The organism is Pseudoalteromonas sp. CH_XMU1449-3, from assembly GCF_037027245.1.
In the GTDB taxonomy this organism is placed as follows: Bacteria; Pseudomonadota; Gammaproteobacteria; order Enterobacterales; family Alteromonadaceae; genus Pseudoalteromonas; species Pseudoalteromonas shioyasakiensis.
Genome location: NZ_JAYMDY010000004.1, coordinates 121,027 through 142,655 on the forward strand (window position 1 = coordinate 121,027; position 21,629 = coordinate 142,655).

A 21,629-nucleotide genomic window follows, 5' to 3' on the forward strand; every position below is an offset into this window, starting at 1 on the left:
AGTGGTTACAAACGGAAGAACCGTGCTGCATCCCCTTGTTTTAATTTAAGTGCATCTGCCACTTCTTGGCTGACGATTAATGTGTGCTTAGCGTGGTTGTAATGAGCATGTTTGGTGAATGTGGCTCTAAAGTCATTCACGCCTTGGTTGCAAATAGCTAATGTATCTGAGCTTTGCTCATTGATATGCGCAAGCTCACCAATGCTGATAGGGCACACTTGTGACTCACGGACACTGCGAATATTGCCAAGCTTTGCTTCAACCGTTGGCCCTGCATCGAATAGGTCAACATAACCACGGTGCTCAAACCCTTCTTTTTCCAAAAGTTTAAGCGCAGGCTTGGTTTTTTCATGAACCTTACCAATCACAGCTTGGGCTTTTTTGCTCAGTAAGTTGGCATAAATAGGGTACTTAGGCATTAACTCGCTGATGAAGACTTTATCGCCTAAACCCACTAAGTGATCAGCTTGTGGGAACTCAATACTAAAAAAGTGCTCTTGTAACCACTGCCAAAAAGGTGAATGACCGTCTTCATCACTCACACCACGCATTTCTGCGATAATGGTGTCAGCAAAACGTTCGCTGTGTTGGGCCATAAATAAAAAGCGAGAACGTGATAAAAAGCGACCTGTTAAGCCTTTGCGATTTTGCTCCCGTAAGAACAAGGTACAAATTTCAGAGCAACCTGTGTAGTCATTACACATACTCAGAATATCAACCGTGTTATATACGTTGAGAGTAGGTGAATGGTGAACAGTTTTACCTTGGTGGTAATGATACAAAGGAACCGACATACCCACGGCAGCTTCGATAGCCGTTGTGCCGATAACGTCACCCGTTTCACTGTCTTCTAATACAAATAAGTAGGTTTCGTCTTGTGGTTTATTAATATCTTTTGCAAAACTGCGTTCAGCGCGTTCAATTTTTTCTTGTAGTAAATTGTCATCAACCGGTAACGAGGTAAAACCATGACCAGATTCAACAGCAATTTGTTTTAACGCAGCAAAATCATTTGCTGTTATAGGACGTAATACTTGCATTAAGTGCACTCCAATGGCGCATGCTTTGAGCATGCGCCAACTAGGATTAACCGTTTACAACGTCTGCAACCGCTTTTTCAAAGCGAGCTAAACCTTCTTTGATATCCTCTAATGGAATAACTAAAGATGGCGTAAAGCGCACAACGTTTGTACCAGCAACAAGGCTCATTAAACCGTGTTTAGTGCTTGCTACTAGGAAGTCACGTGCACGGCCTTCGAATTTGCTGTTAAGAACCGCACCTAATAATAGACCTTTACCACGTACTTCACTAAATACGTCGTATTTTTCGTTGATAGCTGCAAAGCCATCGCGTAAAAGTTGTTCACGCTCTTTAACACCAGCAAGTACTTCTTCGCTATTCACAGTATCAAAAGCCGCTTCTGCTACAGCACATGCAAGTGGGTTACCACCGTAAGTTGAACCATGTGTGCCTACTTTTAAATGCTCTGCAATGCTAGTTGTTGTGATCATCGCACCAATTGGGAAACCACCGCCTAACGCTTTTGCTGTAGTTAGGATGTCTGGCGTTACATCTAAACCTTGGTATGCGTATAAATCACCTGTACGGCCAACGCCTGTTTGTACTTCATCAAAAATAAGTAAAGCATTGTGTTTATCACATAATGCGCGAACACCTTTGATAAAATCGCTCGTTGGCGAAATGATGCCGCCTTCACCTTGTAGTGGTTCCATCATTACGGCACATGTGTTGTCACTGATAAGCGCTTCAAACGCAGCTAAATCGTTATAATCACAGTGATCAACAGCAGCAGGCTTAGGGCCGAAACCATCTGAGTAAGCAGCTTGACCACCTACGGTAACAGTGAAGAATGTACGACCGTGGAAACCTTTGTTAAACGCGATGATTTGGTTCTTTTGCTCGCCGTGTACATCTAATGCCCAACGACGCGCTAATTTTAATGCCGCTTCGTTAGCTTCTGCACCTGAGTTTGCAAAATATACTTTATCTGCAAATGTAGCGTCAGTTAACTTTTTAGCTAAGCGAAGTGCAGGCTCGTTTGTCATTACGTTTGATAAGTGCCAAATTTTTTCGCCTTGCTCTTTTAGGGCATTGACAAGAGCTGGGTGACAATGGCCTAAACAATTAACGGCAATACCACCTGCAAAATCGATAAATTCTTTACCGTTTTGATCCCAAACACGTGAGCCTTCACCGCGAACAGGAATTACCTCTGATGGGTTGTAGTTTGGTACCATTACGTCGTTAAAAAGTTCTCTTGTTACTTGCATTTGTTGCACCTAAATCTGGCTTAGTATGAAAAAAGTTAAATTGCAAAAAATAGGTCAGTTAAGCCGTTCCTGCCTAATTAAGCACGATGAGATTATTTTTCTTATCTATTTTTCTTATTATCTGGGTTAGGGACTTAAATTTGCAGTGCTATTTTGTGAAAAATGACTAAAATAAAAAGCAAATTAACGAAAAGAGTAGTCAAAGTGATAACTTCACAAGATGAAAAACTATTAGCTATCTTAAGAACCAACGCGCGTGCGAGTATTTCTGACCTAGCGAGAGCGCTTAATTTATCGCGCTCAACTGTTCAAAGCAGAATGTTGAAATTAGAAGAAACAGGGGTGATCAAAGGCTACAGCGTAGACTATGGTGACGCCTATTTGAGCCAAATGGTATCGGCCCATGTTTCCATTAAAGTGAAGCAAAAACTGACCACCAAAACGAATCTTGAACTAAAGCAAATTGATGCTATTTCACAGCTCTACGCAATTAGTGGTGAATTTGATTTGATTGCTGTCGTGCAAGCGCAAAACCTTGAAAAGTTAAGTCACCTTTTAGATGACATTGGCAACTTAGATGGCGTAGAGCGAACAACGTCGTCTGTGATTTTAGAGACAAAGTTTAAGCGTTAACCCTTAATCAGGTAAAACCGGTTCTTTTGTCTATAATAGCTGTTACTCGTTAGTTATTTAGGCTTGTATTGATGCTTGCTTCATTATTGCTGTCACTCACTGTAGCTCAGCCTTTTCAGTTAGGTACTAACTTACCAATTAACGCACCACACAACGCAATTACGCATGTTGAATGTATTTTCAAGCAAATCAATGTGCCATTTCACTTGCAGAAGTTACCTTGGTTAAGGGCTAAAAGGGAAGTGCAGCTAAATCGGCTCGATGGTTACTTTACCGCAAACCTGTTGTCGCAAATGCAAGAGTATGGTGAGCTTTCTGCCCCGATGTTTTTAGAAAACTGGTACTGGTTTACCCATGCAGATTCAGTTTCAATAGCTGAACACGAACTTCGTTATGGCGTCGTAAGAGGGAGTCATCAGGCTGATTGGTATCAATTAACAAATCGGAAAATTGAAGTCGAAGTTAACACCACGCAAGAGCTTATAAAAGTATTTAAAAAGCAACGGGTAGATAGAATTTTGCTTGATTTAGAAGAGTTTGAGTTCAATGCTGTGCAGTTACAGATAAAGCCAGATGAATACACGCAAACATTCTATCGTTATGTGCCTTTGGGTTTATTTGCAGCAAATAAAACACTCGAGGAGTTTCCTGAGTTTTTAAAAACCTTTAACAGTCACATAAGTAGTTGCTCACAAAGTCCTTTTGTGTTGTCAAAAATTGAAAAACTTACTTTAGTGCAAGGGCTTTTAGAAAAAATAAAGCAATTAGCGAATACAGACAATGTACAACAAGCGGTAATGAAAAGTAATCAAAAACCGCTCGCGCAGCAAGACCTCGATCAGCTTGATAATCAGTGGGCACAACAAGTTCGTAACAATACACCAATACTTGCAGAGCGCTATCTAAAACTTGAAGGTTCACAATTCTTACAAGTATGGCAAAAGCAAATGCAAGGTGTCATTACAGAGATAATCGTGACAGATAAACAAGGTAAAAATGTCATTATTAGTGAAGTCACAACTGACTATTGGCAGGGTGATGAAGCCAAATTTTTAAATATGTACCAGCAAGATGATGACTATTACATTGATACAGTGGAGTTTGATGAATCGACTAAACACTTTCAGGTACAGTTTAGCGTGCCTATCTTTGATGAGGAAAATCAGCACATGGGAGTGCTGATATTAGGTGTAGATATCGAAAAAGCGCTCTCTAATAACGCACTTAGTCATTGATTGGTTTTGGGCGCTTTGCGAATGACTTTCTTTTCGACTTCATCGAGCTTTATAACATAGGCATTACCGCCAATGCCTTTAAACTCTTCGTCTGTAAAAACAATTGTGTTGTCATCGTAAAAAGTGATTGCTTCTTTTTGCGTTACGATCCCGAGATCAATACGAGATACATCCCCGGAAAAAAACTTATCACCTTGGTAGTTTTCAAATAACCAAATGCTGGTTGAATCTAGTAGAACTAACTTGGTTCTATCAGGGCTTAGAGCCGCAGAAGTGATCCAACAAAGTTTTTCCATTGTGGTGCAAGTTTGAAACGAATCTATTAATTGTGCATCAAAGTTAGCCGCATGATCGCCAACTTTATACACTTTTGTAATACCATCAAATGGCTCAGTGCGATTTTTAGTAAATAAATAGAGGTGTCGGCCAAGGGCTACAAAGGCCTCCAAATCAAAGTTACGTTGATCTGGTTGAATAGGGCTGCCGTCCATTTCAGGATAAGTGAACTTGATTATCTCTGCTTCTGTGGTGTCGCTTTTGATATCGATAGGGTTTTCTATTTTATAAATAGTTAACCATTTTCTGTCGTTTTTATTATTGCCAAAGTCGCCCAAGAAAAAGTGACCAAATTTGTTTTGTGTCATATCTTCCCAGTCAATGTTTTTAGCATTGGTTACCAAAATTTCTTTTGCTATAGAGCCATCTTCATTAAGACGGTAAAGTTTTGGCTCGTCACCGCTGTCATTAATAGCCCAGAGTCGATTGAACTTATCAAATTCGATACCGGAGATTTCTCTCAGTTTTGGGTCTACCGTTAAACGTTTTTTGCTGTAAAGGGTATAAATAGAAGAGCCGACCAATAATCCAATGATGGTGACTGATAAGATAAAAACTGTAAGTAAGCTTTTTTTTAACATTAACAAGGGAATGGCTTTGAATAATGTCGTTAGTATAACTTACTAAAGCGGTTGCTGTATATTCCAAACCCCTGTTCCAGTAACAGACATAAAGTTAATGTTATCTTGCAATACTTTATGGCCAACATTAACAGAGGACTCAGGGTGGCTCACTAGGTAGCCTTGAACACTGTTTATGCCCATCGATTTAACTAGTTCAAATTGAGCGAGTTCTTCAACTCCTTCGGCGACAACTTTAAGGCCGAGTTTTCGGCCAAGTTCACTGACAGAGTGCATGATTTCATTATATTTAAGGTTGTCGTTAGCTTGCGCAACAAACAGTTTATCAAGTTTGATCACATCGATAGGTAAGTCTGCAAGAGTACTTAACGAGCTAAAACCGGTACCAAAATCATCAATCGCAATGGTGATCCCTTCGCTTCTGAGTTTTTCTAATGATTGAATAATCTTGTTGCTTGCTTTGATTAAGGTTGATTCGGTTATTTCTAGCATCAGCGCTTTTGCAGGCAGCCCCGTTTTAGCAAGCTTCTCCATGACCCACTCATAAATATCGTAGTGCTTTAATTGCACGCCGGATATATTCACAGAAATAGACACTTTCTTCATCCCCGCATTATACCAAGCAGACATTTGCCTACATGACTCCAGCATGATCCAATCACCAAGTTCTAGTATCAGATTAGACTCTTCAGCAATGGGGATAAACTCATCAGGCGTGATTGAGCCTTCAACAGGGTGATCCCAGCGAACTAACGCTTCGAAGTAGTCAATGGCACAATCATCTACATGTACAATAGGTTGAAAAGACAAATGAAAACTGCTGCTAGCAATAGCAAGACGCATTTCTTCTAGCAAGTAATGATAGCGCCTAATCTTTTTACCCATTTCAGGAGAATAGACTTTAAAAATTCCACGACCATCTGTTTTGGCTCGATACATGGCAACATCAGCCATCTGCAGTAATGCTTGTGGGGTGGATGCACTATCTGGGTAAACCGCTATACCTATACTAGCGCTAATTTTGATTAGCTTGTTACCTAAGACAAAATCACGTTCGATTTCGTGCAGTACATTTTGTGCAACCTCTAATGCTTTATCTTTATCATCTTTTAAGTTAATGAAAATCGAGAACTCATCACCACCAAGGCGTGCTAAGTTTTGTTCTAATTGACTAATTGGGGAAATATTACTTATTTTATGGTGACGTAAAACACTGCTCAAGCGTGTTGCTACTTGAATTAACACATCGTCACCAAAACTGTGACCAAAAGAGTCATTCACCTGTTTGAACCCATCTAAATCTATAAATAGTAAAGCACAGCTGAATTTATCCATCTCAGCAAGTCTCAATTGTTTGGCAAGGTGTTCTATATAGGCATGTCGGTCAATAAGGTGGGTTAACTTATCTTGATAAATACTGACTTCAGATTCACGTGTGTAATTAGTTATATGGGTTGTAAGTGTTTGAAAGTTAGCTTGTAACTGTTCAAGTTCTGTATGCTTGTTTATACCTGATTCACTGGCTAAGTTTAGGCTGTTGAGTAATTCAATTGCTTTAGTATTGAGCATCTTGAGAGTGTATTTCTCATGATTATTTTGAAATCTTAAGTTAACTAACCAACTGATGGCTAATGCTAACAAGATTAAAATGATAATGTTTACCGGTGAGAATAATGTAGTGAGTATAAGATCCGAAGTCATCGCGGTTACGACAGACTCATTTGTTGTATTAATAACAATATAAGAAATATTATTATCGTAAACTAAATGCTGGCCACTTAACACGAGGTTATACCAAGGAGCTGTTACTACTGTAACATCTGTACCTTGGAAGGTATGTAGTTCTAAGCCTTTTGGCGCGTACATCAAATCATTGACCTGTTTAGTCAAGAAGATATTTAAGCCATATATAAAAGCTATTAAAGTTATAATACTTATTGATAAAGTTCGAAGAGCATTGGCCATACATTACTACCATTGTGGTGTCTTTGTTTTACAATAAAACCTCACCAGTTAATACATCGAGTATATTGTTTGTATCTAGATTAGACAAAACCTTTCTCATACTTTGGGGCATGGATGAGTATAGAATGTGAAAATTCATAGTCATTAGTGTTAATACTCTAAAATGTTTTTCTTATGCTAATTAATTGAAGTCTTACTTTTATACTGCATTGTTGCTATTCATCGAGCAAACTTTAGCACTGGTACGATAAAAATGCTTAGATACTTTCATACTAATAATATTTATGGTTATTGTTTAGCTAAACAATAAGTCACCACTTAGCATTTATTTTATTATCTCTTCTCGCCATGTTTGGAATTTATTATTTTTTCGGCTGATTGTTAATTATTAAATGTTATATACCAACTTTTGCTATGGCCTGCTAGTTTTATCCGAAACAGGTTTTAACCTAGCTATTCTTGTGGTCAGAAAAAGTGGTTATAACATTACTGAAAAGCAGCACTGTTAATGCTTTCAGGGATTGGTAGTCCGTTCGAATTTACGCTTTTCTACTTATTGTGTTTGTATATGCACTGAGATAATTTTTAAAAACGTTAATTGGGTAGTGCGGGATTAGCGTCTGGTTTATAAAATTAAATTTGCGTTGCGTTTTATCATTTTTCATGTGATAAAAAATTAAAAATCAGTCAAAAATAAAGATTTTATTACCATCTTGTTTGTTAATTTATTTAACGAGGATGTACGGTGTAAATCTGTTTTGTCTTGTTTTTATAAATTGTTGGCAGTGTATTTTTGACGAACGAAGTTGTGTTTATTTTAGTATGATTGCTCTAACTTTTCACTTCAATTTTATTCACTTTACCCAATCTAAATTGTTATCTATTTTTTTATAAGTTGCGAATAGGGTTGATAAAAAAGGTACTGAAAATAAAGTATATTTTATTATCAACTTGGTTCAGTTATTGCTCGTAATAATACAGCAATATGATTGTTGTAGTTTTTGTGTGTTTTATGCACTATGGTGGTGCGAAAAACATACAGATGCACTGTCATAATGCGTAAATATAGGTTTGGTTTACTAGATTCAAACTTGATGTTTTAGTAAGCAAGTTTAGAAACCTGAAACGCACAGCTTCCGCTGAATGAGTCGTTGAATGCGGTACTGTGGCAAGGATTAATTTACCAATTGGTTGAATTGGAGCCCACTATGCTAAGTAAACGTTTTTTTAAAACTAAAGACGAAACAGAAGTTACCTTTGAATTTCAACACCCTGATGCTGATGATGTGCAATTAGTTGCAGAGTTCACAGATTGGCAGCCAGTGCCAATGAAGTTTAATAAAAAAGAACAAGTATTCAAATGCAAGCAGCGCTTACCGCTTGATCAAGAATTTCACTTCCGTTACTTAATCAATGGCGAAACATGGGACAATGACCACCAAGCAGATGGTTATATTCCTAACGGTTTTGGTACTGATAACAGCATTGTTAATACCCAACGCGCTTAGGTGTTTTGATGCAGTCACTTTCGCAGTTATATTACCTGCATGGCATAGGCTATGAATATACTAAATACACTGGTGAGCATGTTATTTTCGATGAAAGTACACGCATGCAGGCACTTAGTTGTTGTGGTGTAGATACTCAGGATACTGATGCAATTAACCAACTTAATTTTGCATTAGATGCAGGTACATGGCTGAATTTGTTGCCTCATACAAGCATTATTGAGGCACACCACCCAATTTTGAAAGTACGCGTTGATGAGCGTTTATTATCACGCTCATGTACTCTAAGCGTGCCTTCGCTTGATATTCATTTTACTTGTGAAAACTTACAAGGTTTAGCTATTCTTGGTGATTATGGTCTAAACGGTATTCGTTATCTTGAGCTTGCATTGCCAGTTCCTGAAATGCCAATTGGTTATCATGATGCCCTCATTACTGTGGCAGATCAGCAATCTCACAGTCAGCTATGGATCACACCTAAAGAAAGCTTCTCTATTGATGACAAAAAGCGTTTGGGCTTATCCATTCAGCTTTATAGCTTATGCAATGAAGAGGGGTTAGGAATTGGTGACTTCGCTGACTTAACAAAGCTTATTAAAGCAGCGGCGACTAAAAACATGGATTATGTGTTGCTTAATCCACTGCATTTACTGTTTGAACACAGCCCAGAGAGGGCGAGTCCCTATAGTCCAAATAGCCGAGCGTTATTGAACCCGCTGTATATTGCAGTGTCATTATGCGAAGACGCCAAAAATAATAATGCACTTATTAAATTGTTAGCGGATAAACCGCAAACCGATGCGACTTACATTGATTATACATCAGTTAGTGACTTTAAATATCAAGTGTTTAGCTGTTTATATCAACACTTTTGTGAATTTGGCTCAGCAGAGCGAAAACAGCAATTCACTCGTTTTTGTGAAACCCATAAACACAGTCTTGCAACTATGTTGGTTGGGGACCGTGATTATGCTAGCTATTTACAATGGCAAGCTCACCTTCAATTAAATATCTGCCAGCAAGCTGCCCGTGACAGTGGTATGGCAATTGGCCTTATTAATGACTTAGCCGTTGGCTGTGCAGGTGATGGTAGTGAGTTCAAGAGCCAAAATGAATTATTTGCAGAAAATGCACATGTTGGAGCTCCGCCAGACCCTTGGGCTGAACATGGTCAGAATTGGGGCTTACCGGCACTTAATCCACAAAAGTTAAGTAAAGACAATTTTGCTTTTTATCGCTCACTTATCCGCGCCAATATGGAAGATGTTGGTGGTCTTAGAATTGACCACGTTATGGCGATACGCCGACTTTGGTGGTGTTTTGAAAATAACTCCCAGCAAGATGGTTGTTATGTCTATTATCCCTTTGAACAACTATTAGCAATTCTAAAGATTGAATCTCACCTCAATCAATGTGTGGTGATTGGCGAAGATTTAGGTGTTGTACCTAATGAAGTGCGTGAAGCACTTAAAGCAAGTGCAATCTATTCAAACGGGTTGTTTTACTTTGAAAAGGACCACCAAGGTGAGTTTTTAGCGGCTGAGCATTTTGCTCCTCATAGTCTTTTAATGATAGCCAACCATGACGTACCACCATTTAAAGGCTGGTGGATTGGCCATGATATTACGATTAAACAACAATATGGTTTGCTTGATGATGAGCAAACTCGGGCTCAATTCGATGCGAGAAACATTGAAAAGCATCGTATGCTTAATTTTATCGCACGAGAGTCAAATCAGCATTTATCGTTAGAAACAGATGCCTTTACGGTTTATGAAGCGTTGGCATCCTCATTAGCGGCAGCACCAGCAAAGCTATTTACTATTCAAATAGATGACTTAGATCAGCAAATACTGCCTGTAAATATCCCCGGTACTGATAAAGAGTACCCAAATTGGCGGCGTTTATTGTCGCGTCCAGCGGCGCAGATTATCGAAGCGCAACAGTCATTCTTAGCCAATTTAATTTCGATAAGGAATCAATAATGCGAAGTCGTGTTCGTCAAGAGCAAAGTGCACAACCTGTTAATTATCAAAAACAAATCGATGCATTAGCCAGTGGTTGTTTTAGAGATCCTTTCAGCTTTCTTGGGGCGCATAAAAGTGGCCCTACAAGCTATGAAATTCGTTGCTTTTTGCCTGGCGCAAGCAGTGTTTCGATTCTGCTTGGCACAGAAAAAATCGTTGCGCAGCAACAAGGTGATAGTCATTTATTTATCGCAAATATCAAATCAAAAACTAAGCCTGACTACCAGCTAGATGTTAGCTATAGCAATGAATTTACTCATCAACAATACGATGAGTACAGCTTTGAAAGCAGCTTAGATGAACAGGCAATGTATCTGTTTAATGAAGGCAGTTTAGAGCATGCGTATCAACATTTTGGTGCACATTTTGTGACTCAACAAGGCGTTGATGGTGTTCGCTTTACAGTGTGGGCGCCGAATGCCAGTAGTGTATCGGTTATTGGTGAATTTAACTATTGGCAGCGTAATCGTCATTTTATGCGTTTTCATCCTGCCAGTGGGGTATGGGAGTTATTTATTCCTGGGCTTGAAGAGCATCAATGCTATAAATTTGCTATCACCACTCTAACAGGAGAAGTGCTTGATAAAGCCGATCCATTTGCGTTTAAGATGCAACAAGCACCGGGTACGGCGTCAGTGCTACAAAAGCTAAAAACAGGTATTCAGCTTTCTGAAAAGGCGTTAGCAAATCGTGCAAAACGAAACAGTATTGATGCGCCTGTTAGTATTTATGAAGTGCATGCGGGTTCTTGGCAAAGACGAGATGATGGCGAGCGCTATCTCACATGGCGTGAACTTGCTGATAATCTTATTCCTTACACAAAAGAGCTCGGTTTTACGCATCTACAATTAATGCCAATCAGCGAGTACCCATTTGATGGTTCTTGGGGTTATCAACCTGTTGGATTGTTTGCCCCGACCAGTCGCTATGGCAGCTTTGAAGATTTTGTTTACTTCGTCGAGCAATGTCACGAAGCCGATATTGGCCTTATTCTTGACTGGGTACCTGGTCATTTCCCAAGTGATCCCCATGGTTTACATCGTTTTGATGGCACCCATCTATACGAACATGCTGATGTTAGGCAAGGTTTTCACCCTGATTGGAATACCTATATCTACAATTATGATCGCGCAGAGGTTCGTAGCTTCCTAATTGCGAATGCAATGTATTGGCTGCATGAATTTGGCATTGACGGTTTACGCGTTGATGCGGTTGCCTCAATGCTTTATCTAGACTATAGCCGTGAAGAAGGGCAGTGGGTTGCAAATCAATACGGTGGCAGAGAAAATTTAGGCGCCATTGAGTGCTTAAAACAAGTCAATATGCGCTGCTATGCAAAAAATCCGGGCATTATGATGGTGGCCGAAGAGTCAACAGCATGGCCAGGTGTTACGCGCCAAGTTGACCATGATGGTTTAGGTTTTGGTTATAAGTGGAACATGGGCTGGATGAACGACAGTTTGCATTATATGCAGCGCGATTCAATTTACCGTTCGCATCACCACCATGAAATGACGTTTTCAATGGTTTACGCCTACAGCGAGAACTACATTCTACCGCTTAGCCACGATGAAGTGGTGCATGGTAAAGGCTCATTAATTGAAAAAATGCCAGGGGATGACTGGCAAAAGTTTGCGAACTTACGTGCATATTATGCCTTTATGTGGGCACATCCAGGTAAAAAATTATTGTTTATGGGGGCAGAAATCGCCCAGCGTAAAGAGTGGAATCACGACCAATCGCTTGATTGGCATTTACTTGAACATATTAGCCACAGAGGCATGCAGCAAACGATTAAAGATTTAAATGCAGTTTACACCAGTACGCCAGCTTTATACGAGCAGGATACAAGCCCAGCGGGTTTTGCGTGGCTTGATAGCAATAATGCTGAGCAAAGTATGTTTAGCTTTATTCGCTATGCAAAAAAAGCTGAAGATTTTGTGGTGGTGATCTGTAATTTAACGCCGCAGGTGTATCACGACTACGTGATTGGTGTGCCAAAAGCTGGTACCTATCAAGTTATTTTGAATACCGACAAAGAGGATTATTTTGGTTCCGGCGTTGAAGCAACTAATCATGCAGAGCAAATAATTGTAAGCCAAGCAAAAGAAAGTCATGGCTTTAATCAAAGTATTAGTGTTTCTTTGCCTGGCCTTGCGACAATTTACCTTAAGAAGGTGAGCGATGAGTCATAGTGTCGAACTAGAAGTCGGTGTGAGCTCACCTTTAGGGGCGTCTGTTGTTGGTGAGGGCGTAAACTTTGCTGTGTACGCACCACAAGCACAACATATGTCTCTGTGCTTATTCGATAGCAGCGGTCATTCAGAAATTCTTACCCTTGCGATGCATATGAACGAAGGTGGCATCTGGACACTGAAAGTGAGCCCTTTGAAAAGTGGCGCCTTGTATGGCTTTCGCGCTGATGGTGAATACGCACCCGAAAAAGGACTATTTTTTAATAATCACAAATTGCTGTTAGACCCGTATGCCCGCGATTTGTATGGTGAGTTTACTTGGAGTGAACGTCACTATGGGCAAATGCCTGTAGGAAAGTTAAGTCAGGTTAATAATGCCATTGATATGCCAAAATCACGAGTCCGTGAACTGGCACCTTACACAGGTAAAAAACCGAATCACTGCTGGGGAAAAACGGTTATTTATGAGTGTCATGTGGTTGGTGCAACATGCCGCCACCCTGAGATCCCAAAACCGTTACAAGGTAAATTTTTAGGTTTAAGCCACCCTAGTTTTATTGAACATCTACGTACTATTGGTGTGACTTGCTTAGAGTTATTACCCGTTCATGCTTTTATCAGTGAGCAGTTTTTAACAGCCAAAGGCTTACAAAACTACTGGGGCTACAACACGCTTAACTTCTTTACGCCACATAAAGATTACTTGGTTAATGATGATATTAGTGAGTTTCAAGAAATGGTGGCGGCGCTTCACAAAGCAGATATCGAAGTAATACTCGATGTGGTTTATAACCACACAGCAGAGGCGGGCACAGATGGACCTATCTTGTCGCTACGTGGCTTAGACAATCTAGGTTACTACCGCACCGTTGCTGATAAACCCCAGCATTATATTAATGATACCGGCTGTGGTAACACCGTAAATATTGATTCGCCTCGCTCTTTACAGCTGGTACTTGATAGCTTGCGTTATTGGGTTGAAGTGATGGGGGTCGATGGCTTTCGTTTTGACTTAGCAACCATTTTAGCGCGTAACCCAAATGGCTTTAATCAGGCACATGCGTTTTTCCAAGCGATTAATCAAGACCCAGTACTAAGCCAAGTTAAACTGATTGCAGAGCCGTGGGATATTGGCCCAGGTGGTTACCAATTAGGGGCTTTTCCTGCGCCTTGGCGTGAATGGAATGATAAGTATCGCGATACGATAAGACGCTTTTGGAAACAAGAGCAGGGCGTAATTGGCGAGCTTGCAAAACGTTTACATGGTTCGTTTGACTTGTTTGAGCACAACCTACGTGGGCCACTTAACAGTATTAATTTCATCACCAGTCATGACGGCTTCACGCTTGCTGATTTAGTCAGCTACGAGCATAAACACAACGAAGCTAATGGTGAGCAAAATCGTGATGGCCACAGTGGCAATCACTCATTCAATTGTGGTGTCGAAGGGTTTACCAACGATCCACAAGTGAGCAAATTACGCTTACAACAACAAAAAAATATGCTGTTAACTTTGTTACTTTCTAAAGGCGTGCCTATGCTTTCATTAGGAAGCGAAATGGCACACTCACAAGGCGGTAACAATAACGCCTATTGTCAAAACAATCGCACAAGCTGGCTTGCATGGAAAGACTCACAATTCAGTCATCCTCTAACTCGATTTATTGACGATGTTCTGCGCATTCGCAAGCAGTTCAGTATTTTTAAACATCGCTTTTTTGTTCACGATAATGACCCACGTTATGACGTCGCGTGGTTCACCGAATCAGGCTCCAATATGCAACAAGACGATTGGCATCAAGGTGATCGCCAAGTGTTGATATACAGCCTGACCGACAAGCATACAAATCAAGCTTTATTGATCATATTAAATGCAGGTGCAGAGCCGGTAACTTGCCAACTTCCTAGTTTAGAAAAAGGAAAGTGGCAGTTAGCACTGACCAGCATTCATCCTATGTCAACACAATTTGTTGATAAGGAACACCAGATTGCTGCAATGAGCAGCTGGGTTTTTACCGCCAATTCAGAGGATCTAAATCATGGCTAAAAATGCCGATCAAGTATGTATTGTAAAGGGCTGGCAGGATGCGCCTACAGTTGATGAAAGTACACTAGATGATGACTTATCACGCCATTTTTATTACACCCTTGGGCGTGACAAAGTGGGTAAATCACAGCTGTATTTATACCATGCATTAGCATTAACTATTCGTGACCGATTAGTTGCTCGTTGCCGTGTGACCAAACAGCAAATCCATGAACAAAAACGCCGTAAAACAGCTTACTTATCACTTGAGTTTCTAATGGGCCGTGCCCTTGGTAATGCGATTTTAAACTTAGACTTAGATGAGCAAGTCGCTAAAGCGTTACAAGAATACTGCACTGAGCTTGAGCAAGTTGCTGAGGCTGAGCATGATGCAGGTCTGGGTAATGGTGGCTTAGGACGCTTAGCTGCATGTTTCTTAGATAGCTGTGCAAGCCTTGCATTGCCAGTGGTAGGCTATGGTATTCGTTATGAATACGGCATGTTTAATCAAGCTATTGAAAATGGTCATCAGATTGAACAACCAGATAACTGGCTACGTGAAGGGCACCCGTGGGAGCTGAGTGCACCAGAGCAATCAAAGCGCGTAAAGTTCTTTGGTCATGTTGAAAGCTATACTGATAAATACGGCCGTGAGCACCGTCAATGGCTAGATTCTCACGATGTTTTAGCTGTGCCTTATGATGTGCCAATTCCGGGTTACAAGAATGATATTGTAAATACCTTACGTTTATGGAAATCAGAAGCAACAGACGAATTTGATTTGAGCGAGTTCAATGCGGGTAGTTACTCAGAAGCAGTAGCGCGTAAAAACTTAGCTGAACAAATTACCATGGTTCTTTACCCGAATGACAGCAGTGAGAACGGTAAAGAACTGCGTTTACGTCAGCAGTACTTCTTATCATCAGCGAGCTTACAAGACATTATTGACACGTGGGTTAGCAAACATGGCGAAGACTTCTCTGATTTTGCTGATTACCATGTTTTTCAATTAAACGATACGCACCCTAGTATTGCTGTCGCTGAGCTTATGCGTATTTTGGTTGATGAGTATGAGCTAGATTGGCAAGAAGCTTGGTCTATCACGACTAAGACCATGGCCTATACAAACCACACTTTACTTCCTGAAGCATTAGAGAAGTGGTCAGTATCTTTGTTTGCTCGATTATTGCCGCGTATTTTAGAAATTATCTACGAAATCAATGCACGTTTCCTCGCTGAAGTTGCGTTAGCATGGCCAGGTGATGTTGAAAAACAACGTGCGCTGTCGCTTATCGAAGAAGGCCCTGAGCCACAAATTCGCATGGCATATTTAGCGATTGTTGGTAGCTATTCGGTGAATGGTGTAGCTGCACTTCACACTGAGCTACTTAAAGCGGGCCTATTCAATGAGTTTTATCAGCTATGGCCAGAGAAGTTTAACAACAAAACCAATGGTGTAACACCTCGTCGTTGGTTAGCACATTGTAATCCTGAGTTGGCTAAACTGCTTAATCAACATATTGGTGATGAATGGGTTGCAGACTTTAGTAAAGTTAGTCAGGTACGTCGTTTATATGACGACCCTAAATTCCATAAACAATGGCAAGCTGTAAAATACAGCAATAAGCAACGCCTTGTTGAGTTAGTGAAAAACCGCTGTGGCGTAGAGTTTGATGCCGAAATGATGTTTGACGTGCAAGTGAAACGTATTCACGAATATAAGCGTCAGCTATTAAACGTATTGCACGTTATTCACCTTTACGACCGTATTCGCCAAGGCGATACAGCAAACATTGTTCCTCGTTGTGTGCTATTGGGCGGCAAAGCTGCACCAGGTTACTACATGGCGAAGAAAATTATTAAATTAATTAATAACGTAGCAGAAGTGATCAACAAAGATCCGCTTGCTAAACCGTATTTAAGAGTTGCTTTTTTACCTAATTACAACGTGACAGCAATGGAAACTATTTGCCCAGCGACGGATTTATCTGAGCAAATTTCTACAGCAGGTAAAGAAGCATCTGGCACAGGTAACATGAAGTTCATGATGAACGGCGCATTGACTATAGGTACGTTAGATGGCGCTAACATCGAAATTCGTGATGCTGTGGGTGCTGACAACTTCTTCTTATTTGGTGCACGTGCAGAGCAAATTGATGATATCAAAGCGCACTATAACCCTGAGCAGATTATTCACCAAACTGACAGCCTCTATAAAGTAATGCAATTACTTGAGAGCGGTCACTTCAATTTGTTTGAGCCTAATTTATTTGACGACATTATCGCGGCGATTAAGAGCCCGCACGATCCATGGTTAGTCGCTCATGATTTTGCCAGCTTTGTAGAAGCGCAAGAGCAAGTTGAACAAGCCTACTTAGACACTGCTCACTGGACCAAAATGAGTATTTTGAATACTGCAGCCAGTGGCATGTTTTCGAGCGATAGAACCATTAGTCAATACAGTGAAGATATCTGGCATTTGGAGCCATTACTGGACACTAGTGCACAGCAAAACACACAGAAGAAAAGCAGCTAGCTTAAGACGGAGAGAGTTATGCCAAGTTATGCAAACCGATACATAAGTAGTTTAACCAGAGAAACGTATGCCCTAATTCTTGCCGGTGGACGTGGCTCACGTTTACATGAATTAACAGACTGGCGTGCTAAACCAGCAGTCTATTTTGGTGGTAAACACCGAATAATCGACTTTCCATTGTCGAATTGTATTAATTCAGGTATTCGTCGAGTTGGTATTGCTACTCAATATAAGTCGCACTCGTTAATTCGTCACGTAAACCGTGCATGGGGTCACTTTAAGAAAGAATTGGGTGAATCTGTAGAGATTTTACCTGCATCTCAGCGATATGGTGACGAGTGGTATTGCGGTACAGCTGATGCGGTATTCCAAAATATGGATATCATCCGTCATGAGCTGCCTAAGTATGTCATGATCCTCTCTGGTGACCACGTATATTGTATGGACTACGGCGGTTTGTTGGCAAAACATGTTGAGACAGGTGCTGATATGACGGTTTGTTGTATTGAAGTACCTTGCGAAGAAGCTGCAGATACATTTGGTGTAATGACGGTTGATGAAAGCAATCGTGTCCGTCGTTTTGATGAAAAGCCTGCTGAGCCAACGTCTGTACCGGGTAAACCAGGAACCTGCTTAGCATCAATGGGTAACTATATTTTCAATACTGAGTTCTTATTTGAACAATTGAAAAAAGACGCAGAAACGGAAGGCTCAGGCCGTGATTTCGGTCACGATATCATCCCAGCTATCATCGAAGAGCATAACGTGTTTGCTTATCCGTTTAGAGACTCTAACACAGATGGTCAACCATACTGGCGCGATGTGGGTACGCTTGATTCATTCTGGGAAGCTAACATGGAGCTGGTAATGCCTGAACCTCAGCTTGACCTTTATGATCCAAAATGGCCAATCTGGACTTATCAGGAGCAGTTACCACCTGCTAAGTTTATTTTTGATGATGATGACAGACGTGGTATGGCTGTTGATTCAACAGTTTCGGGTGGCTGTATTATCTCTGGCTCTAAAGTTAAAAAGTCACTGCTGTTCTCGAATGTATATGTTCACTCATTCTGTGAAATTGAAGAGTCTGTGATTTTACCTGGTGCGAAAATACAGCGAAATTGCCGAATTAGGCGTGCTATTATTGACCGTAATTGTGAGATCCCAGCAGGTCTAGAAATTGGCTACGATCACAAAGCTGACAAAGAAAATGGCTTTAGAGTCTCGAAAAAAGGGATTGTGTTGGTAACTCGTGATATGTTGAATGAACTTGCAAAAAAGTTAAAACAACAAGAGCAAGATAATAAACGACTTGCTTAAGCAATCGCGTTAAATGAAAAAGGGAGGGCATGTCCCTCCCTTATTTATATTTGAATAATACCAATTCGCTTAATTAAGTATTATTGCTAATTGGTATAACAGTTTTATGGAGTACTGCAAAGCATGCATGTATTGATGGTAGCTGCAGAGAATGATGCATTACCGAATGCAAAAGTCGGTGGTGTAGCGGATGTTGTTAGAGATTGTCCTAAAGCGTTAGTAGAAAAAGGCCTTACTGTTGATGTGGTGATCCCTGATTATGGCTTTGATTATTTAGAGCGTCATCACATAGGTGTTGTGCATGTGCCATTTGCAGGTAAAATGCAAAAACTGGATGTGTGGAAGCTCGCTAAAAGTGATGAAGGTGTAACGCAACTGCTTATATCTCATTGGGAATTTAGTCGCCATAATGGTGCTGTTTATTGTAATGATGAACCAGGCCGCCCGTTTGCAACCGATGCAAGTAAGTTTGCTCTTTTCAACGCTGCTGTTTGTGAGGCCTTATTACAAGGACTCATTCGCACGCCGGATGTTGTGCATTTACATGACTGGCACAGTGCCTGTGTTGCTCTATTACTAAAAACAGATAGTCGCTATAAAAAACTATCGCACTTATTCTTAGCTTACACAGTACATAACCTTGCATTGCAAGGGATACGTCCTTTCAAAGGTGATAGCTCAAGCCTAGAAGCCTGGTTCCCAAGTTTAGGTTATAACGGCGAAAGGTTATGCGATCCGCGTTATTTTGATTGCTTTAACCCCATGCGCAGCGCAATTAATTTGGTGGATAAAGTACATCTTGTATCGCCAACTTATTGCCAAGAAGTATTGCGCCCTAGTGATGCAGAAAAAGGCTTCTTTGGTGGTGAGGGGCTTGAAGCTGACCTACAAGCTGCTTATGAACAAGGCCGCGTAGTGGGCATTCTTAATGGTTGCGAATACCCTGGAATGAAGCTTGAGGACATTAGTTTAGCGAGCCTTTATCAACATGCCGAAAATGCATTATTTCAATGGATGGCAAAAAGTCCGGTCTTAGATTCAAGTTATTACATAGCGCATCAACGCTTACTTAAATTTAAAACTCAGCCGTTTTCAGGGCCATTAGTAACCAGTGTGGGCCGTTTAACGGACCAAAAAGCACTGTTACTTCGCCAGCCTTTTGATAAAGGAGTGGTGTTAGATGAGTTGTGTCAGCGCTTAAAACAACATAACGGCTATATGATTATTTTAGGCTCAGGGGATGCTGAACTTGAGCAAATTATGACATCGGTTATGGCTCGCCAAGAAAACCTGCTATTTTTAAAAGGGTACGCACATTTTGTTGGCGAATACATGTATCACTTAGGCGATTTATTTTTAATGCCAAGTTCGTTTGAGCCATGTGGTATCAGTCAGATGTTAGCAATGCGAGCAGGTCAGCCATGTTTAGTCCACGGTGTTGGCGGTTTGCGTGATACGGTAGAGCATCATGTGAGTGGTTTTAGTTTCCAAGGTGAGAGTTTAGCATCACAAAGCTACGAACTTGTTACTAGTTTTAGCGATGCGCTTGAGCTTAAAAAATCACAACCAGAACAATGGTGTGCAATATGTGAACAGGCTAAAAATGCCCGTTTTACGTGGCAATCCGTTGCAGAAGGCTATTTATCAGGCTTATATCAATAAAAAATGCGTGATTCATGGTAATTAAGTGACTTTTTTGTCAATTTCAGCTATTAATTACTTAGTGTGAGATAAAATATAAAAAGTAGGTAAAGTGGCTGTATTTGTTGCTAGGCAAGCGGTCTTTAATCGTCGTCAACAAGTTGTCGCCTATGAGCTACTATTTAGAGATAGTTTAAAAAATAGTTTTCCTGATGTGTCAGAGAGTACGGCAACGGCTCGGCTGATTATGGAAAACCAGCTCAATTTAGGTACTCGGCATATTACGTCGGGCAAAAAAGCATTAATTAATATAGGTCCAGAGTCTTTGAAGCTGGACCTTTGTGCGTTTTTGCCAACTCAAGATGTGGTGATTGAGTTACTCGAAACTATGGAACCTACCGACGAAAATTACGAATATTGTCGCGAGCTTTTTCACAACAACTACAAGTTGGCACTGGATGATTTTGTTTACCAACCTGAGTGGGATCGCTTTTTAAAACTTATTCGTCTTATCAAGTTTGATGTTCAGCAAACACCCTTTGAAGAAATTGCCCCTGTTGTAAATAAGCTTAAAAAACATAAAAAAATAAAGCTTTTGGCAGAAAAGCTTGAAACAGCCGATGATTACGACAAAGCCTATAAAATGGGCTTTGATTTCTTTCAAGGTTATTTCTTTGCTAAACCCAAAATGATTCAGCATCGCGATATTGATTACAACTACGCGCTGGTATTATCAATTTATGCTGAAGTCATGCGCCCAGATCCAAATATAAGTGAAATTGCGGGCTTGTTCTCGTTAGATACCGCACTTGCTTATAAATTGCTGCGCTTAATTAATAGCGGCGTGTTTCCTATTAAAAGCAAAATTGGCTCTCTAAAACAAGCACTTGTATATTTAGGCCATGAACGACTGAAAAAGTTTGTTAGCCTAATTATTACTGCCCACAGTGCCCAGTCAAAACCAGCCGAGCTTACTCGGCTTTGTGTTGTTAGAGCGCGCTTTTGCGAATTAATAGCGCAGCGTGTTGCTAAGCAACAAACAGGTGAGGCATTTTTAACGGGACTGTTTTCGTTGCTCGATGCCATATTAGATCAGCCAATGGAAAAGCTATTGGATCGATTGCCGTTTCCTGACGAAATTCATGCCGCTCTCATGCAAGAAAAAAATATCCTCTATTACATACTAGAAACCGTCAAAGCTTACGAAACTGGCAGTTGGTGGGCACTTGAACAGGCTGTTGCCTATTTAAGTATTGAAAGTGCTGACCTTCCCAAGATATACGAAAATGCGGTAAATTGGAGCGATAGCTGCAGACAAAACCTATAAGGGATTT

Annotated in this window: 14 protein-coding genes; 10 read left to right on the forward strand and 4 right to left on the reverse strand. The window is 40.5% G+C overall.

Annotated features, from left to right (window positions below):
• Positions 1–5: 5 nt before the first annotated feature.
• On the reverse strand, positions 6–1,040 hold the full coding sequence (gene astA, locus WA256_RS06915) for an arginine N-succinyltransferase (protein ID WP_062565696.1): 1,035 nt from the start codon (positions 1,038–1,040) through the stop codon (positions 6–8).
• Between the two features lie 46 nt (positions 1,041–1,086).
• A complete protein-coding gene (locus tag WA256_RS06920; RefSeq protein ID WP_175080164.1) occupies positions 1,087–2,292 on the reverse strand; it encodes an aspartate aminotransferase family protein in 1,206 nt (401 codons plus the stop codon).
• Between the two features lie 204 nt (positions 2,293–2,496).
• Between WA256_RS06920 and WA256_RS06925 the strand changes: the two genes are divergently transcribed.
• Positions 2,497–2,925, forward strand: coding sequence for an Lrp/AsnC family transcriptional regulator (locus tag WA256_RS06925; protein WP_054554593.1), 429 nt, complete (start codon positions 2,497–2,499; stop codon positions 2,923–2,925).
• Between the two features lie 71 nt (positions 2,926–2,996).
• Positions 2,997–4,160, forward strand: a complete 1,164-nt coding sequence (locus WA256_RS06930; protein WP_335990095.1) for a transporter substrate-binding domain-containing protein — start codon at positions 2,997–2,999, stop codon at positions 4,158–4,160.
• Here the strand turns inward: WA256_RS06930 and WA256_RS06935 are convergent.
• Entirely contained in the window at positions 4,154–5,077 is a 924-nt protein-coding gene (locus WA256_RS06935) for a hypothetical protein (protein ID WP_062565693.1), read from the reverse strand. The genes WA256_RS06930 and WA256_RS06935 overlap by 7 nt on opposite strands.
• A gap of 42 nt (positions 5,078–5,119) precedes the next feature.
• On the reverse strand, positions 5,120–6,943 hold the full coding sequence (locus WA256_RS06940) for a putative bifunctional diguanylate cyclase/phosphodiesterase (RefSeq protein WP_420331606.1): 1,824 nt from the start codon (positions 6,941–6,943) through the stop codon (positions 5,120–5,122).
• A gap of 1,307 nt (positions 6,944–8,250) precedes the next feature.
• On the opposite strand from WA256_RS06940, the gene WA256_RS06945 reads away from it, so the two are divergent.
• The 8 genes from WA256_RS06945 (at position 8,251) to WA256_RS06980 (ending at position 21,622) form a co-directional block, all read left to right on the forward strand.
• A complete protein-coding gene (locus tag WA256_RS06945; RefSeq protein ID WP_054562386.1) occupies positions 8,251–8,550 on the forward strand; it encodes an isoamylase early set domain-containing protein in 300 nt (99 codons plus the stop codon).
• 8 nt (positions 8,551–8,558) lie between these two features.
• On the forward strand, positions 8,559–10,535 hold the full coding sequence (gene malQ, locus WA256_RS06950; RefSeq protein ID WP_063527863.1) for a 4-alpha-glucanotransferase: 1,977 nt from the start codon (positions 8,559–8,561) through the stop codon (positions 10,533–10,535).
• Entirely contained in the window at positions 10,535–12,772 is a 2,238-nt protein-coding gene (glgB, locus tag WA256_RS06955; protein WP_335990100.1) for a 1,4-alpha-glucan branching protein GlgB, read from the forward strand. Before malQ ends, glgB begins: the two co-directional genes overlap by 1 nt.
• Positions 12,762–14,819 (forward strand): glycogen debranching protein GlgX, encoded by a 2,058-nt coding sequence (gene glgX / locus WA256_RS06960; RefSeq protein WP_250660527.1) that lies wholly within the window; start codon positions 12,762–12,764, stop codon positions 14,817–14,819. The genes glgB and glgX overlap by 11 nt, the downstream gene beginning before the upstream one ends.
• Positions 14,812–17,334, forward strand: a complete 2,523-nt coding sequence (locus tag WA256_RS06965) for a glycogen/starch/alpha-glucan phosphorylase (RefSeq protein WP_335990103.1) — start codon at positions 14,812–14,814, stop codon at positions 17,332–17,334. Before glgX ends, WA256_RS06965 begins: the two co-directional genes overlap by 8 nt.
• 18 nt (positions 17,335–17,352) lie before the next feature.
• A complete protein-coding gene (gene glgC / locus WA256_RS06970; protein ID WP_054562381.1) occupies positions 17,353–18,654 on the forward strand; it encodes a glucose-1-phosphate adenylyltransferase in 1,302 nt (433 codons plus the stop codon).
• A gap of 123 nt (positions 18,655–18,777) precedes the next feature.
• Positions 18,778–20,316, forward strand: coding sequence for a glycogen synthase (locus WA256_RS06975; RefSeq protein WP_335990106.1), 1,539 nt, complete (start codon positions 18,778–18,780; stop codon positions 20,314–20,316).
• 91 nt (positions 20,317–20,407) lie between these two features.
• Entirely contained in the window at positions 20,408–21,622 is a 1,215-nt protein-coding gene (locus tag WA256_RS06980) for an EAL and HDOD domain-containing protein (protein WP_054562379.1), read from the forward strand.
• Positions 21,623–21,629: the final 7 nt, after the last annotated feature.

Coding starts and splice junctions, on each gene's coding strand:
- astA (WP_062565696.1), bottom strand. CDS start 1,040: ATGCAAGTATTACGTCCTATAACAGCAAATGATTTTGCTGCGTTAAAA.
- WA256_RS06920 (WP_175080164.1), bottom strand. CDS start 2,292: ATGCAAGTAACAAGAGAACTTTTTAACGACGTAATGGTACCAAACTAC.
- WA256_RS06930 (WP_335990095.1), top strand. CDS start 2,997: ATGCTTGCTTCATTATTGCTGTCACTCACTGTAGCTCAGCCTTTTCAG.
- WA256_RS06935 (WP_062565693.1), bottom strand. CDS start 5,077: ATGTTAAAAAAAAGCTTACTTACAGTTTTTATCTTATCAGTCACCATC.
- WA256_RS06940 (WP_420331606.1), bottom strand. CDS start 6,943: ATGTACGCGCCAAAAGGCTTAGAACTACATACCTTCCAAGGTACAGAT.
- WA256_RS06945 (WP_054562386.1), top strand. CDS start 8,251: ATGCTAAGTAAACGTTTTTTTAAAACTAAAGACGAAACAGAAGTTACC.
- malQ (WP_063527863.1), top strand. CDS start 8,559: ATGCAGTCACTTTCGCAGTTATATTACCTGCATGGCATAGGCTATGAA.
- glgB (WP_335990100.1), top strand. CDS start 10,535: ATGCGAAGTCGTGTTCGTCAAGAGCAAAGTGCACAACCTGTTAATTAT.
- glgX (WP_250660527.1), top strand. CDS start 12,762: ATGAGTCATAGTGTCGAACTAGAAGTCGGTGTGAGCTCACCTTTAGGG.
- WA256_RS06965 (WP_335990103.1), top strand. CDS start 14,812: ATGGCTAAAAATGCCGATCAAGTATGTATTGTAAAGGGCTGGCAGGAT.
- glgC (WP_054562381.1), top strand. CDS start 17,353: ATGCCAAGTTATGCAAACCGATACATAAGTAGTTTAACCAGAGAAACG.
- WA256_RS06975 (WP_335990106.1), top strand. CDS start 18,778: ATGCATGTATTGATGGTAGCTGCAGAGAATGATGCATTACCGAATGCA.